Annotated in this window: 13 protein-coding genes; 9 read left to right on the plus strand and 4 right to left on the minus strand. The window is 47.7% G+C overall.

The features are described from left to right. Positions 1-64: 64 nt before the first annotated feature. On the plus strand, positions 65-2,494 hold the full coding sequence (gene gyrA, locus P157_RS0102470; RefSeq protein WP_026759618.1) for a DNA gyrase subunit A: 2,430 nt from the start codon (positions 65-67) through the stop codon (positions 2,492-2,494). 68 nt (positions 2,495-2,562) lie between these two features. Here gyrA and P157_RS0102475 read toward each other — a convergent pair whose 3' ends face one another. Both P157_RS0102475 and P157_RS0102480 read right to left on the minus strand, forming a co-directional pair. Continuing rightward, entirely contained in the window at positions 2,563-3,795 is a 1,233-nt protein-coding gene (locus P157_RS0102475) for an NAD(P)-dependent malic enzyme (RefSeq protein WP_026759619.1), read from the minus strand. A 278-nt stretch (positions 3,796-4,073) separates the two neighbouring features. Beyond that, complete coding sequence (locus P157_RS0102480) at positions 4,074-5,330, minus strand: LCP family protein (RefSeq protein ID WP_026759620.1); 1,257 nt, start codon at positions 5,328-5,330, stop codon at positions 4,074-4,076. A gap of 156 nt (positions 5,331-5,486) precedes the next feature. Between P157_RS0102480 and P157_RS0102485 the strand changes: the two genes are divergently transcribed. The 8 genes from P157_RS0102485 to P157_RS14765 all read left to right on the plus strand — a co-directional run bounded on the left by P157_RS0102485 (position 5,487) and on the right by P157_RS14765 (position 10,914). Further along, the gene (locus P157_RS0102485) at positions 5,487-5,951 is read left to right on the plus strand and encodes a CYTH domain-containing protein (protein ID WP_026759621.1); all 465 of its coding nucleotides are present in this window, start codon (positions 5,487-5,489) and stop codon (positions 5,949-5,951) included. Positions 5,952-6,322: 371 nt separating this feature from the next. Continuing rightward, a complete protein-coding gene (locus tag P157_RS0102490; RefSeq protein ID WP_177241779.1) occupies positions 6,323-7,003 on the plus strand; it encodes an MgtC/SapB family protein in 681 nt (226 codons plus the stop codon). 87 nt (positions 7,004-7,090) lie between these two features. Beyond that, positions 7,091-7,510, plus strand: a complete 420-nt coding sequence (locus P157_RS0102495) for a cytidine deaminase (RefSeq protein ID WP_026759623.1) — start codon at positions 7,091-7,093, stop codon at positions 7,508-7,510. A gap of 60 nt (positions 7,511-7,570) precedes the next feature. Further along, positions 7,571-8,044 (plus strand): hypothetical protein, encoded by a 474-nt coding sequence (locus tag P157_RS0102500; protein ID WP_026759624.1) that lies wholly within the window; start codon positions 7,571-7,573, stop codon positions 8,042-8,044. Positions 8,045-8,113: 69 nt separating this feature from the next. Beyond that, positions 8,114-8,383: a hypothetical protein gene (locus P157_RS0102505; protein WP_026759625.1), complete on the plus strand. Its 270-nt coding sequence runs from the start codon at positions 8,114-8,116 to the stop codon at positions 8,381-8,383. Beyond that, the gene (locus tag P157_RS0102510; protein ID WP_051598457.1) at positions 8,367-8,624 is read left to right on the plus strand and encodes a DUF4160 domain-containing protein; all 258 of its coding nucleotides are present in this window, start codon (positions 8,367-8,369) and stop codon (positions 8,622-8,624) included. The genes P157_RS0102505 and P157_RS0102510 overlap by 17 nt, the downstream gene beginning before the upstream one ends. A gap of 175 nt (positions 8,625-8,799) precedes the next feature. Next, positions 8,800-9,150 (plus strand): hypothetical protein, encoded by a 351-nt coding sequence (locus P157_RS0102515; protein ID WP_026759627.1) that lies wholly within the window; start codon positions 8,800-8,802, stop codon positions 9,148-9,150. Between the two features lie 105 nt (positions 9,151-9,255). Continuing rightward, complete coding sequence (locus tag P157_RS14765) at positions 9,256-10,914, plus strand: restriction endonuclease (protein ID WP_051598458.1); 1,659 nt, start codon at positions 9,256-9,258, stop codon at positions 10,912-10,914. Positions 10,915-11,153: 239 nt separating this feature from the next. On the opposite strand, the gene P157_RS0102530 is transcribed toward P157_RS14765, so the two are convergent. Together P157_RS0102530 and P157_RS0102535 are read right to left on the minus strand one after the other, a co-directional pair. After that, the gene (locus P157_RS0102530; protein WP_026759628.1) at positions 11,154-12,461 is read right to left on the minus strand and encodes an NCS2 family permease; all 1,308 of its coding nucleotides are present in this window, start codon (positions 12,459-12,461) and stop codon (positions 11,154-11,156) included. A gap of 160 nt (positions 12,462-12,621) precedes the next feature. Continuing rightward, positions 12,622-14,517, minus strand: a complete 1,896-nt coding sequence (locus P157_RS0102535; protein WP_026759629.1) for a PTS fructose transporter subunit IIABC — start codon at positions 14,515-14,517, stop codon at positions 12,622-12,624. Positions 14,518-14,562: the final 45 nt, after the last annotated feature.

The following is a 14,562-nucleotide window of genomic DNA, read 5'->3' on the forward strand; positions in this document are numbered from 1 at the left end:
GATATAATAAAGTGTTGATTTTTAGCTAATTGGTTATGTAAGAAATAGATTTTGAGGTGAGATTGTGGAGTTTGAACAGGGAAAAATTGTCCCCGTCAATCTGGAACATGAGATGAAGAACTGCTACATCGACTATGCGATGAGCGTTATCGTGGCTCGTGCTCTGCCGGATGTGCGGGACGGTTTGAAGCCGGTACATCGCCGTATCCTCTACGCCATGCAGGAAGCAGGCATGGGCTCAGGCAAGCCCTACAAGAAGTCGGCGCGTATCGTCGGCGAAGTTTTGGGTAAATATCACCCGCATGGTGATAGCTCCGTTTATGATGCCATCGTCCGCATGGCGCAGGATTTCTCCATGCGCTACATGCTGGCTGACGGTCACGGCAACTTTGGTTCCGTAGATGGTGACCCGGCCGCTGCAATGCGTTATACGGAAGTCCGTATGTCCAAGATTTCCGAGCTGATGCTGCAGGATATCGACAAGGAAACGGTGGATTTCACGCCGAACTATGATGAGTCCTTGAAGGAACCTTCCGTATTGCCGGCTAAATTCCCCCAGTTGTTGGTCAATGGTACTTCCGGTATTGCCGTAGGTATGGCTACCAATATCCCGCCACACAACATGAGTGAGGTTATTGACGGCACACTGATGCTCATTGACAACCCGGATACCACTATCGAGGAACTTATGACGGCCATCAAGGGGCCGGACTTCCCGACGGCTGGTCTGATTCTGGGCAAGGAAGGCATCCGTCAGGCCTATACCACAGGCCGCGGCATTATCAAGATGCGGGCCAATGCCCATATCGAAACCATGAGCAACGGCAAGCCCCGCATCGTGGTTACGGAACTTCCGTATCAGGTCAACAAAGCCCGTTTGATTGAAAAAATCGCCCAGCTGGTGCGTGACAAACAGATTGAAGGCATCACCGACCTGCGGGATGAATCGGACCGCAACGGTATGCACATCGTTATCGACCTGCGCCGTGATGCAAATGCCAACGTTATCCTGAACCAGCTCTTTAAGCACACCCAGCTGCAGGAAAGTTTCGGCGTTATCATGTTGGCTTTGGTAGATGGCAAGCCGCAGGTTCTGAACCTCAAGCAGGTGCTCCATTACTACATCAAGCATCAGGAAGAAGTCATTACCCGCCGGACGCAGTACGATTTGAAAAAGGCTGAAGCCCGTGCTCATATTTTGGAAGGCTTGACCATTGCGCTCGACCATCTGGATGCGGTAATTACCACCATCCGTGAAAGCCGTACAGCTGAAATCGCCAAAGAGGCTTTGATGTCGGGATTCAAGCTGTCTGACAAGCAGGCACAGGCCATCCTCGATCTCCGTCTCCAGCGCCTGACCGGTCTGGAACGGGAAAAGATTGAGGAAGAATATCAGGAAACATTGAAGGCCATCGAAGAATTCAAGGCCATCCTCGCTGACAATCAGAAAATCCTGGCCATTATCAAGGAAGAGCTGACGGCTGTAAAGGCTAAGTACGGTGACGAACGCCGCACGAAGCTCACGATTGATACGTCTGAAATCGATGTGGAAGACCTCATCGCCGAAGAAGATGTGGTCATCACTTTGACCCATAACAATTATATCAAGCGTATGCCGCTGGACACCTACCGCCGTCAGAATCGCGGCGGCAAGGGCATCAAGGGGATGGGCACGAAGGAAACGGATTTTGTGGAAAACCTGCTCATTACCACAACCCACCACACCATCCTGTTCTTTACGACCCGCGGCCGCGTCTACAGCCTCAAGGCTTACGAGATTGCCGAATCCAGCCGTACGGCCAAGGGCACGGCGATTATCAACCTGCTGCAGCTTGACCAGGGCGAAAAGATTACGGCGGTCATTCAGGTCAAGGGCTTTGACCCGGATAGATACCTCTTCATGGCTACCCGCAAGGGTATCGTGAAGAAGACGTCCTTGTCCGAGTTCAGCAACCTGCGTAAGAACGGTCTCAACGCTATCAACCTTGATGATGATGATGACCTCATGGGCGTTAAATTCACCGATGGCGAAAGCTATCTGATGCTGGGCACTAAACTCGGTAAGGCCATTGCCTTCTCCGAGGATGATGTGCGCGCTATGGGCCGCATGGCCCGCGGCGTAAAGGGTATCAGCCTGGCGGACGGTGACGAAGTTGTAGGCATGGATATCCTCGTGCGCAACGCCGAAGTCCTGACCGTTACGGAATCTGGCTACGGCAAACGTACCAGCACCGAAGAATACCGTGCGCAGACCCGCGGTGGCAAGGGCCTCATCAACATGAAGGTCACGGAAAAGACCGGCTGCGTGGTAGGTATCAAGGTGGTTCGTCCCGAACACGAACTCATGCTGATTACCACCGACGGTATCGTAATCCGCACCAACGTATCCGATATCTCCGTTATTAGCCGTAACACGCAGGGCGTTAAGCTCATGACCACGGCAGAAAATGATAAGGTGGCTTCCATGGCTACTCTGGAGCAGAAGGAAGACTAAGTTTTATTCTATAATACAAAACGCTTAAATCACAGTAACGTGATTTAAGCGTTTTTTTATGCGTGTATTTACTTTTTTAGCAGTTCCCGCGTATGTGCGGCAACCATTTCCGGTGTCATCTCCCAATTGCGGGCTACGCCGGTTTTGCGGGCGGCCTTTGCTACGGCTGCGGCAACGGTCGGTGCTACTTCAGGATTAAAGGGGCTGGCGATGATATGGTCTTCGTCCAGTTCTTCCGGCTTAATCAGGGAGGCGATGGCTTTTGCGGCGGCCATCTTCATTTCCTCGTTGATGGTGCTGGCCTGCACGTCCAGTGCGCCGCGGAAGATGCCCGGGAAGGCCAGGAGGTTATTGACCTGATTGGGGAAGTCAGAGCGGCCTGTGCAGACGATTCTTGCTCCGGCTTTTTTGGCCAGATGAGGTAGGATTTCCGGTTCGGGGTTGGCCATGCCCATGACAATGGCATTCGGCGCCATTGTACGCACCATATCCTGCGTGACACAGCCTGCTACGGATACGCCGATAAATACATCAGCTTTGCGGATGACGGCGTTCAGAGGGCCTGCCTCATGGCTGGGATTGGTAATCTTAGCAATATCTTCCTTGTAAGGATTCATGCCGTTGGGACGCCCTTTGTAAATGGCCCCACGGGAGTCGCAGAGGATGATATTGCGGCCGCCCGCGCTGTGAATCAGCCGTGTAATGGCCTGTCCAGCAGCTCCGGCACCATTGACCACGAATTTAGCCGTGGTAAAGTCCTTGCCCACAATCTTGAAAGCATTAATCAAAGCGGAAACTACCACAATAGCGGTACCGTGTTGGTCGTCGTGGAATACGGGGATGTCCAAAGTCTTTTTCAGTTCCCGTTCAATATCAAAGCACTGGGGCGCTTTGATGTCCTCCAGATTGATGCCGCCAAAACTTGGTGCCATCAGCTGAACGGCCTTGATGACCTCCAGAGGCTCTTGCGTGTCCAAAACGATAGGCACGGCATCTACACCTGCAAATCCCTTAAAGAGGATGGCCTTGCCTTCCATTACGGGCATACCGGCCTGGGCACCGATATTGCCTAAGCCCAGCACAGCCGTACCGTTGGTGACTACCGCCACCATATTGCCCTTGCTGGTATAGTCATAGGCCTTGCGCTTGTCCTCTTTGATGGCCAGACAGGGGGCGGCCACGCCGGGGGTATAGGCCAAAGTCAAATCCTCGGCAGATTCCAAAGGCACCTTGCTGGCCACCGCCAGCTTGCCCTGATGTTTTTTATGCAGCTGCAAAGCCTGCTCATTTACATTGCTCATATATCATTCAAACTTCCTTCCTGATTATGGTCTATATTTTAGCTCTATGGTCAAGCTAAGTCTGTGTGTTATGTTACAGTTTACAGTCTCGTTGATATTAGTTAATAAAATCTATAAAACTGTAATATGTTTCATTATAACCAGATTTGTAGAAAAAACAAATACCAAATATTGATTGATACAATAGTTATATTTTATAAACAAAATATAAAAAAAACCCGTATAACTTTTTTAGTAAAGTTATACGGGAATTTGAAGTACGAACTAAGCTTATGAAGTTAACGGGTTTTGCTTACCCCTGCGCTGGGGGTTGGTACGGAGGAATCTCCGCTGTTATCGGTGTTGGGAGCACTTTGACGGCGGTCGGAGCGGGAAGTTTCTTCACGGTTGCCCCGTTCTTCGCTGTTGCGGGTGCGTTCCTCACGGTCTATATTTTTGTCTTCGCTGCGTTTATTCTTATCGGCTTTTTCTTCGCGGCGGCGGTTCTTGCTGCTGTCGGAAGGTCTGGCCTTGCCAATGGAGGTATCGCTGGCAGGAACTTCGCTGGCGCTGGCCGGAATGCTGTTTTCATACTCGCGGATATCGGCTTCCATCTTGGTCTTGTACTTGCCGCTGAGGGATACGCCAAGAGTGTCAGCAACCGTCATACGGAGCTTGTTGAGGTTCGGAATCCAATAGCTGATGCCGTCGATGTAGAGCGGTCTGCCCGGCACCATATCGGTTTTAAGGCCGTTTTCCTTGGATTGTTTCAGCGTACCGGCAAATTCCAGCAGCTGGCGGAAGGTCAAATCCGTCTGGATGGAATCCATGACTTCCTTGATAACGGAAGGCAGCTTCGGAATAATGGCCGGGGAAACAATCTTATCCATGCAGGCGCGCATAAAATCCTGCTGGCGGCGGATACGGCCCAAATCCCCTTCTTCGTCACGGTAGCGCACATAGGTTACGGCTTTTGCGCCATCCATATGCTGCATACCCGGCTGGAAGTCAATGATAAGGCCGCCGTCATCATCCCAAGGGTCTTCGTAGTGCATGCGTTTGGGCACATCAATATCAATGCCACCAATGGCATCAATAATTTTCTTAAATGACTTGGTATTAATGATGATGTAATGGTCAATATTTACGCCCAGCAGGTTTTCTACTGTGTCCTGAGAGAGTTTTTCCTTGCCATAGGCATAGGCAGCGTTGACCTTGTCAAAGCCATGGCCTTTGATTTTTACACGGGTATCGCGGGGCACGGAGAGCAGCGAAGCCTGATTGGTCTTGGGGTCGATGGAGGCAATCATCAGCGTGTCGCTGCGGCCTACATCATCGTCACGCTCATCCACACCCATAATCATAATGGTGGCCTTATCCTTGGCGGTAATCAGTTCTTCACTCTGTTTCTTTTCCACAGGTTTTTCCAGCAGACTGTTGCTGGCATAGTACGCACCAGCCAAAGCTGCGGAGATAAACACCAGTACCATCAGCACCCAAGGCCAGATACGGCGTTTCTTCTTTGCCTTGCGAGGAGGAATATTGGAAGTTTGCAAAAATCATACCTTCTTTTCTTCAAAATTGTTATGGATTCTTACTCATTGTAACACATGTTTATTATAAACTAATTAAGTATAACAAACAAATCTGAAAAAAGCGAGGGTTCAGTGGAAAAAATGTTACAATATAGAGAGTAAAGGAGGTTGAGGTTCATGGCAAAGGAAATTGAACGGAAATTTTTGGTGAAAGACAGCTGGCAGCCGCAAAGCGCAGGCATAAAAATAGCTCAGGGTTATTTGTCCACAGTGCCGGAGCGTACGGTGCGGGTGCGGATAAAGGGAGAGAAAGGGTATCTGACCATCAAGGGAAAGAATGTGGGGGTCAGCCGGGCAGAGTATGAATATGAAATCCCCCGGCAGGATGCAGAGGAAATGCTGCAGCTGGCCGAGCAGCCCATTCTCGTCAAGACCCGCTATTTGGAACAGCAGGGAGCATTCACTTGGGAAGTGGATGTTTTCGCGGGCGAAAATCAGGGACTGGTAGTGGCAGAAATCGAACTGCCGGCAGAGGATGCGGAGTTTTCGCGTCCGGCCTGGCTGGGACAGGAAGTATCCGGTGATGTCCGTTACTACAATGCAAACTTAATAAAATTCCCATTTTCCCTGTGGAAAAAGTAGGATTTTGTAACATTATGGGTCGACTTGGGGATATCCACAAGATTTAGGCATAAATCTGGGGATAAAAGCACAAAATGTAGTTGATAAGCGTTTGTCAAGCTGAAAATATGGGGTTATCCACGGATTTATCCACATTATCCACAGATTTTGCCCAGACGAGCATAGACAATATTCACATGATGCTTATATATTATAGAAAGAAAAGGCAAAAAAACAGGGAGAAGTTCATACTTATCCACACCTGTGGATTATTATGTGGATAAAATGTTCCCTTATTTGGCGGGATTCACATGGACAGGCAGGATTTTTTTGGCTGAAGGCGAATTCATAAGAGAATAGGCATGATTAGTGGAAGAAAGAGGTGAGAAGTCATGCTGTCGGAATGGGAGTTGTTTCTGAGGCTGGTTCTCTCCTGTGTTTTGGGCGGTATCATCGGTTATGAGCGCCAGTCCCGTAGAAAATCGGCGGGGTTGCGTACCAATGTGCTGGTATGTCTTGGTTCCTGTTTGATTATGGTCATGTCCATCGGTCTGTATCAGGATGTTGAGGGCAAGACCAATGCTGACCCGGCACGTTTGGCAGCGCAGGTGGTCAGCGGCATTGGTTTCTTGGGCGCCGGTGCCATCATGAAGGAGGGGCTGTCCGTTACAGGCCTGACTACTGCTGCCTGCCTTTGGGTGGTGGCTGGCGTTGGCTTAGCGGTAGGAGCTGGCTTTTATACTGGGGCGCTTATCAGTACCGGTTTGGTGTTTGTGACTTTGGGCAGGCTATCCCGCTTAGATGACTGGGTGGACCATGAGAAGAATCTTTCGCTCAATATCCACACAGTGGACAGGCCTGGGCAGCTTATGCGCATCAGCCGCTGTCTGGAGGATTTGCAGCTGCGGGTCAGAGGTGTAAAGGTCAATGCTGCTGATGATGAAATGGAAGAGGGCGGCGAGCGCTCGATGTATATTGATTTGGAAATTTTCAACAAGCAGAGTATCAAGAGCATCATCATTGTCGATGCTGTGCGGCAGATAGATGGTGTTATTCGGGTGGATGTTGTCTAAGAAAATTTTATTTCGCGCAAGGATTTTGCCCTTGCATGGGGAATAGTAGAAGTAGGTAGTAGTGGCTAGAAAAGGAGTGAAACAAATATGAATCCGGAAATCGTGGATACCATGGTGCGGGCGGCTATGCAGGTCATGGATAACGCTTATGTACCTTATGGAAAGGCAGCTATTGGCGCTTGCGTGTTGGCCAGTGATGGCACCTTTTATACAGGATGTAATATCGAAAACGCCGTCCCCCGTCTCTCCGTCTTTGCGGAGGAAGTGGCTATGTACCGGGCGGTAGCAGATGGCAAGCGGGAATTTGACGCCATTGCCGTGATTGCTGATACGGATGAGCCCTTTGTTCCCAATGGTGCTGTATGTCAGCTGTTGGCAGAGTTCAACGTGGAAGAAATCATCATGACCAATATGGACGGCGTGGTGAAGACCGCTAAGCTCACCGATTTGATGCCGTATGCCAGAGCACCGCTGGATAATGCTCTGCGCCCTGTAGAAGAAGATTAAAACGCTAAAGTAATGCCCCCTTTCTTTCGATATATATAGAGAGAGAAAGGGGGCATTTTTATGTCGCAGATGTCAATGGAAACGTTACTGGCCCTGCAGAATCTGGCGGCCAAATCATATACGAGCACAACTGCCACAAAGAAGAAGGATACGGAAAATACGGATAGCTACAGCGATATTTGGGCCAAGGTGCAAAAAGAACAGGAAGAATGGGATAAGACCCTCAATGAATACGACCTGACGAAGTACAAACTATCCCTGATGGACAGCTTCTGGTCAGACAGTACCCGCAAGACCCAGGACTACCTCTACAGCTACTACAAGCGCCAGCAGAGAACACTCAATCAGCAGGCCATCAACGAAATCGCCCAGAACATCTCCTGGCTCAACCAGTTAAATAACAGCGGCCTCCTCAACGGCAATATCGACACCGAAGCCGCCAAGGCCACCAGCAAAGCCTTAACCACGGCTCTGCAGACCACCGTGCTGGCCAGCATTAAGAACTATCAGCTTAATTCGTTTTTGGGGATTTAAGCTTTTCCGGTCAGGTTGTGCTAAAATAATAGTAGAAATATTCTTTAGGTGACAGGAAGGTGACCGGCAATGAAGAACTTTTACTCCGAAGTTGATGACGTTACGTTGACTTATAGTGATATAAAGACTACTGATGATGGTATGGAATATATCCGTATCTACTTTGAAAAGCCCATAGAGGGGGGATTCTCCTTCTTGGAATCGGTTATTCCCGGCTTGGATATAAAGGAAACAGAGGGCTTTTCTGATGAGGAGGTTACGGATTTATTAGGTTATGCCAATAGAAACGCCTTCATTATCTGGCGGTTAGCCAAAGAGGGGAGTGCTGGCATTGCCTAAAGTATGTCGTTTAGGAAAATATGTTATTTTCTTTTGGTCAAATGAGAATGATGAGCCCATCCATGTACATGTATGCGAAGGAACTCCCCATGAGGATGCCACAAAAATATGGATGGACGGCATGATTAGGGTGGCGCACAACAAAAGCCGCATTCCGGCAAAGGACTTAAATACAATCATGCAATGGCTGGCGGCAAATAGAGAGACCGTTGAGAATAAATGGAATACGCATTTTGAATAATATAAATAATATATTCAAACTTCGCACATCCAAAATAAGCCTGCTATCAGGATTAGCATAGGGCTTTGACATCTAAAATTGCGACTTAATGTACACTGTTTTAGGAAGCTATGCCATAAGGCAAATTTTGAAGTTCCTCACGGGAGAAAGTAAATTACAACAAGGGGGGAGCGATATGTTCAAGAAAGTTATTGTGGTCATATTTCTGTTAACTGGAATATGGACTAATGCAGGCAATATATCATATTTTCCATCATCGGTTGCTTATGCTGAAGATGTAGTCGTGTATGATGAACCTAGATACACAGTTATAGTAAAAGCAGTATATCCACTAGGAACCAACCATTTTGATACGGATATTGAATTTATATTCGACTATCCCACCGATATAACGCATTACGAATTTCGACTAGTAAGAGGACAATGGATATTCCGTACCCATAGAAATACTAATGGTCCGTGGCGCCCTGTTTATCAAGACAAAGTAGCGCAAGCTATCTGGGATTATGCTTATTATAACCAATAATATAGATCAGAAACTCAAACTTCGCATATCTGAAATAAGCTCTCTACGGGACAGTGGCTTGTTTTAGATGTGCGAATTTTGAGTAATATATAAGAGGAAAATAAAATGGAACCCATATTAGTAATAGTAGTTTTGGTGTTTTTATATATTTTTCATTTGAGATTTAAAGTGTCACATCTAAGAGAAGAAGTAAAGAAAATAAGCGATGAGAAACAATATGAATTAATTTCTAAAGTTAATGATAATATAAGGATGAAAAATGAGGAGTTTGAAGACAAAGTCAATGGGTTTGTTAAAAAGGTAAATGAACTTCAAAAAGAAATAAAAATTTTATTGAATAAGAAACATGAGGACCATGGGATAAGAAGAAAATCATTAAGAGGGGATTTACTAGAAGATGCGATTGATTATATAATTAGCGAACAAAAAAATATAAATGAAACATACAAAATATGGATTGACAAAATAAATAATGAAAGTAATACGAAGAAAAGGGAGATAGAAGATAAGGAAAGAGAATTTAGCAATAAAAAACAAGAAATACTTGATGAGATAGAGTCTTATTCACAAAAAAGAAGAAAAATATTTACAAGACGGGTAAATGAGATCATCCAAATAATAAAAGAACTTCAAGATAAAACATATTTAATCACAGGTGAGAAATATGAAGAAAGTAGTGTGAGTTACGTATCGGGAGAAGGAGATGTATTAGAGAAAGCACTTAAAGAACTAGTGAATGGGCAGAAAAACATAAATGACGAGTATAAAAAGATACAGGAGAAAGTGACGATGCAAAAGGAGTTACTTTCGAAAAAAATTATAGAATTTCCTTTTTTAACCACTGTGCTTGCAGATTATGATACAGCAAAAGAAAAAGCTGCTATTGAATATTTAACATATAAAAGGCAATCTGCGCCTAAAACGGCAAAGATAGTAGAAGAGATAAAACAAGAAAAGAAAAAGTGTTTGGAAGAATTATATGCTTATAGATGGGAATTAGCATATCTGCATAATTTGTTACCCTGGCTTGGAGAAATGGAACGTGAGCCAGTATCTTCTCCAGTAGTATATAATGATGAGAACAACAAAGATAGCGTTGCAAATTGGGTAAGTCCTAAAGAATATAAAGAGTTATCGGAGATAGATAGAAATCAGTTAGCGCTAGACCGATATATGAAGCGTAAAAAGACAAAATGGCAAATCGGAATGGAGTATGAAAGATATATAGGATATAGATATGAGAAAAAAGGGTACAAGGTTAAATATTTTGGTATAGAGGAAGGCTTAGAAGATTTGGGGCGTGATTTGATATGTTATAGAGAAAATGATATTCATGTTGTTCAATGTAAGTGTTGGTCTGCCAAAAAAGAAATACATGAAAAACATATCAATCAATTATTTGGTACTACTGTAATGTACTATTTCTCGGAAATAAATCCTAAAGGTAGCTTTAGCGAATTCTATAACTATATAAAAAATGGTCATTTGATTCCGGTTTTTGTAACGACGACGAGTTTTTCGCCTACAGCTAGGAAGTTTGCAAAATCATTGAAGGTCTTGGCTTTGACTGTACCTTTAGATGATTACCCCATGATTAAATGTAATATTAATCGTACAACAGGAGAAAAAATTTATCATTTACCATTTGACCAGCAATACGATAAATGTGTAATAGACCAATCAGAAGGCGAATTTTATGCAAAAACTGTAAAAGAAGCAGAAGCTAATGGATTTAGAAGAGCAATGAGGTGGCACGGAAATTAGAATGTGAATAGCCTAAGGCACGGGCAGGGAGCTTTACTAAGCGAAGCCTTTGCCCGTTGGCGTAAAGAAATAAAATTTTGCCTTCCGCTATTTCCTCTAAAAAGGTCTTTTGTCTGAGCAAAGCGAGTTTAAGACCGTTTAGAGGATAAGTTAGAAGGCAAAATTTTATTTTAGCCAGCGGGCAACAGCGCAGCGTGTAAAGCTCCCTGCCCGTGCCGCCTTAATATATCGTTTTTAAGTTATGACCGCATAACAAGATTGATAAGAAAAGCCAAACTAATCACCAGCATAATCGGCTTAACTTCTTTATACCGTCCCGTAGTCAGCTTCAGCACCACATAGCTGATAAAACCAAAGGCAAAGCCGCTGGCGATGCTGTAGGTCAGCGGCATCATAATGATGGTCAGGAAGGCCGGTACGCCGTCGGTGAGGTCGGAAAAGTCAATGTCCTTGACGGAAGAAATCATCAAAGCACCGATGAGAATCAGCGCAGAGGCCGTCGCATAGCTGGGCACTAAGGCAATCAGCGGGGCGAACAGCAGCAGGGAGAGGAAGCCGAGCGCCGTGATAACGGCGGTAAGTCCTGTGCGGCCGCCGGCTTCAATACCCGTGGCGCTTTCCAGATAAGTGGTTACGGTAGAGGTGCCGACAAACGCACTGCCAATTGTGGCGAAGGCGTTCATGGTCAGTGCCTTGTTGAGGCCAGGGATTTCGCCATCTTCCTGCACCATATTGGCCCGGCGGGTCAAACTGATGAGCGTGCCGATATTATCGAAGAGTTCCACCATGGTAAAGGTGAAGATGATGGAGATAATCCCATAGTCCCAGGCACCTGCAATATCAAGCTGGACGAAGGAACCACTCACTGAGGGAATGTCGAAGCTGATAATATCGCTGATACCGTGGGGAATGGGAGAATATCCCAGCGCCATGGAGAGCAGTGTGGTCACGCCGATGCTGATGAGGATAGCTCCCTGCACGCCACGCACCATGAGAATGACTGTGAGCGCCAGTGTGAACATGGCAAAGACGGGGGCAGGCTGGGTAACGTCACCGAGCGCTACAAAGGTTGACGGGTCAGCTTGCAGGACACCGGCATTCTTGAGGCCAATAAAAGCGATAAACAGGCCGATACCGACCGTGATGGCCGCTTTGAGCGTATCCGGTACGGCATGAATGATGGCTTTCATAATGCCGCCGCAGGTCAGAATCAGAAAGACAATGCCCGAAAAGAACACGGCACCGAGGGCCACAGTCCAATGCAGGTGCAGGCTGCCGCAGACGTAGTAGGAAAAGAACGCGGCAAGGCCAAGTCCGGGGGCAAGTGCCACCGGGTAATTGACCAGCACACCCATAAAGAGGGTGGACACAGCGGTAATCAAAATCGTAGCAGCGATAGATGCTTCCTGGGGCACACCGGCATCCGTGAGCATGTGGGGAATGACAAAAACGATATAGGCCATGGCAATGAACGTGGTCAGCCCGGCAAAGAATTCTGTGCGTACCGTCGTTTCGCGGTCGCTCAGCTTAAATAGGCGGTCTAGCATAACTCCTCCTAAAATTATAGATATAAGCCTTCCCCTTTGGAGAAGGTGGACGCGCAGCGCCCGGATGAGGTTCAGGTATGCTTTACCTCATCCGGCAACCTTTCGGTTGCCACCTTCCCCAAAGGGGAAGGCTATTATATGTTTTTTTTTTTGTTAGTGATTAGTCCTTGATGGGCTTTTTCAGTACGGACAGTACAATGCAGCCTACTACAGCACCAATGATGATGGCTGCCAGGTACATACCTGCATTGCCGATGGTCGGTACTACGAAGATACCGCCATGGGGAGCACGCAGGGTGCAGTCAAAGGCCATGGACAGGGCACCAGCCGTAGCGGAACCGATGAATACGGAAGGAATCACGCGCAGGGGGTCACCAGCGGCGAACGGAATAGCACCTTCGGTGATGAAGGACATACCCATTACATAGTTGGTGATACCAGCTTTGCGTTCGCTTTCGGTGAAGCGGTTCTTGAAGAACGTCGTGCACAGAGCGATAGCCAGAGGCGGAACCATACCGCCAGCCATAACAGCAGCCATTACATGGTATTCGCCGGAAGCGAGAAGGCCAGTACCCGTTACATAAGCTGCCTTGTTGATGGGGCCGCCCATGTCGATAGCCATCATGCCGCCCATTACGATACCCAGCATAATGCGGGCGTTCGGATCCATGTTCTTGAGGGTTTCAACGAGCCAGGTGTTGATTGCACCAACCGGCGGAGCAATGATGAACATGCTGATGAAACCGATAATCAGAATACCGAAGAACGGATAGAGCAGAACGGGCTTGATGCCGTCCAGAGATTCCGGCAGGCAGGAGAATGCCTTCTTCAGGAAGTTTACGGCGTAACCGGCAACGAAACCGGCTACGAGAGCGCCGAGGAAGCCGGAACCCGTCGTACCAGCCAGCGCACCGCCGACGAAACCTACAGCAAGGCCCGGACGGTCAGCAATGGACATAGCGATAAAGCCGGCGAGAATCGGCAGCATGAAGCCGAAGGAAGCACCGCCAATATCCATGAAGAACTTAGCCAGCGGCGTATTGGAACCAAATTTGCTCGGGTCGATGGAGTAATCATCGAACAGGAAGGCCATGGCAATCAGGATACCACCGCCAACAACGAAGGGCAGCATGTGGCTGACACCGTTCATGAGGTGCTTGTAAATCTGACGGCCGAGGCTTTCACCGGATACATCAGCAGCAGATTCTTCTGCATCAGCGCCGGAAGCATGATAGATGGGAGCGTTGCCGGACAGGGCACGGTCAAGGAGTTCGTCAGCCTTGTTGATGCCGTCAGCAACCTTGGTGATGATGGTCGGTTTGCCATCGAAACGGGCCATAGCGACGTTCTTATCAGCAGCGACGATGATAGCGTCAGCTTTGGCGATTTCTTCAGCGGTCAGTACGTTCTTAGCACCGCCGGAGCCGTTGGTTTCAACCTTGATGGTGATGCCGCGCTTTTTGGCATGCTGTTCGAGGCTTTCCGCAGCCATGAAGGTGTGGGCAATACCCGTCGGGCAGGCCGTAACAGCCAGCACCTGAATGTGGTCGGCTTTCGGCGCTTCTTCTACTGCCTCTGCAGCCGCCGGAGCAACGAATTTGCCGTCTTCTTTGGCATCGATGAGTTTCAGGAATTCATCATTGCTCTTGGCAGCAATCAGAGCTTCCTTGAAGTCCGGGTCCATAATCATGGTAGCCAGCTTGGACAGGATTGCCAGATGGTCATCATTGGCAGAGTCCGGAGCAGCAATCATGAAGAACAGGCGGCTCGGCTGGCCGTCCATGGACTCAAAATCCATACCAGCAGGAACCGTCATAGCAGCAAGGCCTGCTGCCTTTACACCAGCACTCTTGGCATGGGGAGTGGCGATACCGTCGCCAAGGCCAGTGGTGCCGGATGCTTCGCGGGCGAATACATCCTTGGTGTACTGTTCTTTGTCGGAAAGGTTGCCGCCAGCTTCCATGAGGTCAGCCAGCTGATTAATGGCTGCAGCTTTGTCAGCCGGGGAGGCGCCCAGAACGATGCTCTCGTTCTTGAGCAGGTCAGTGATACGCATAATGTTCTCTCCTTTGCAAATAAAAGAATTATATATAATGCCTAA

The organism is Selenomonas ruminantium AC2024 (assembly GCF_000687995.1).
GTDB lineage: Bacteria > Bacillota > Negativicutes > Selenomonadales > Selenomonadaceae > Selenomonas_A > Selenomonas_A ruminantium_B.

What these genes read in the sequence shown, in the direction of transcription:
- P157_RS0102475 (WP_026759619.1), bottom strand. Translation starts at nt 3,795, where the DNA reads ATGAGCAATGTAAATGAGCAGGCTTTGCAGCTGCATAAAAAACATCAG.
- P157_RS0102485 (WP_026759621.1), top strand. Translation starts at nt 5,487, where the DNA reads ATGGCAAAGGAAATTGAACGGAAATTTTTGGTGAAAGACAGCTGGCAG.
- P157_RS0102490 (WP_177241779.1), top strand. Translation starts at nt 6,323, where the DNA reads ATGCTGTCGGAATGGGAGTTGTTTCTGAGGCTGGTTCTCTCCTGTGTT.
- P157_RS0102495 (WP_026759623.1), top strand. Translation starts at nt 7,091, where the DNA reads ATGAATCCGGAAATCGTGGATACCATGGTGCGGGCGGCTATGCAGGTC.
- P157_RS0102500 (WP_026759624.1), top strand. Translation starts at nt 7,571, where the DNA reads ATGTCGCAGATGTCAATGGAAACGTTACTGGCCCTGCAGAATCTGGCG.
- P157_RS0102505 (WP_026759625.1), top strand. Translation starts at nt 8,114, where the DNA reads ATGAAGAACTTTTACTCCGAAGTTGATGACGTTACGTTGACTTATAGT.
- P157_RS0102515 (WP_026759627.1), top strand. Translation starts at nt 8,800, where the DNA reads ATGTTCAAGAAAGTTATTGTGGTCATATTTCTGTTAACTGGAATATGG.
- P157_RS14765 (WP_051598458.1), top strand. Translation starts at nt 9,256, where the DNA reads ATGGAACCCATATTAGTAATAGTAGTTTTGGTGTTTTTATATATTTTT.
- P157_RS0102530 (WP_026759628.1), bottom strand. Translation starts at nt 12,461, where the DNA reads ATGCTAGACCGCCTATTTAAGCTGAGCGACCGCGAAACGACGGTACGC.
- P157_RS0102535 (WP_026759629.1), bottom strand. Translation starts at nt 14,517, where the DNA reads ATGCGTATCACTGACCTGCTCAAGAACGAGAGCATCGTTCTGGGCGCC.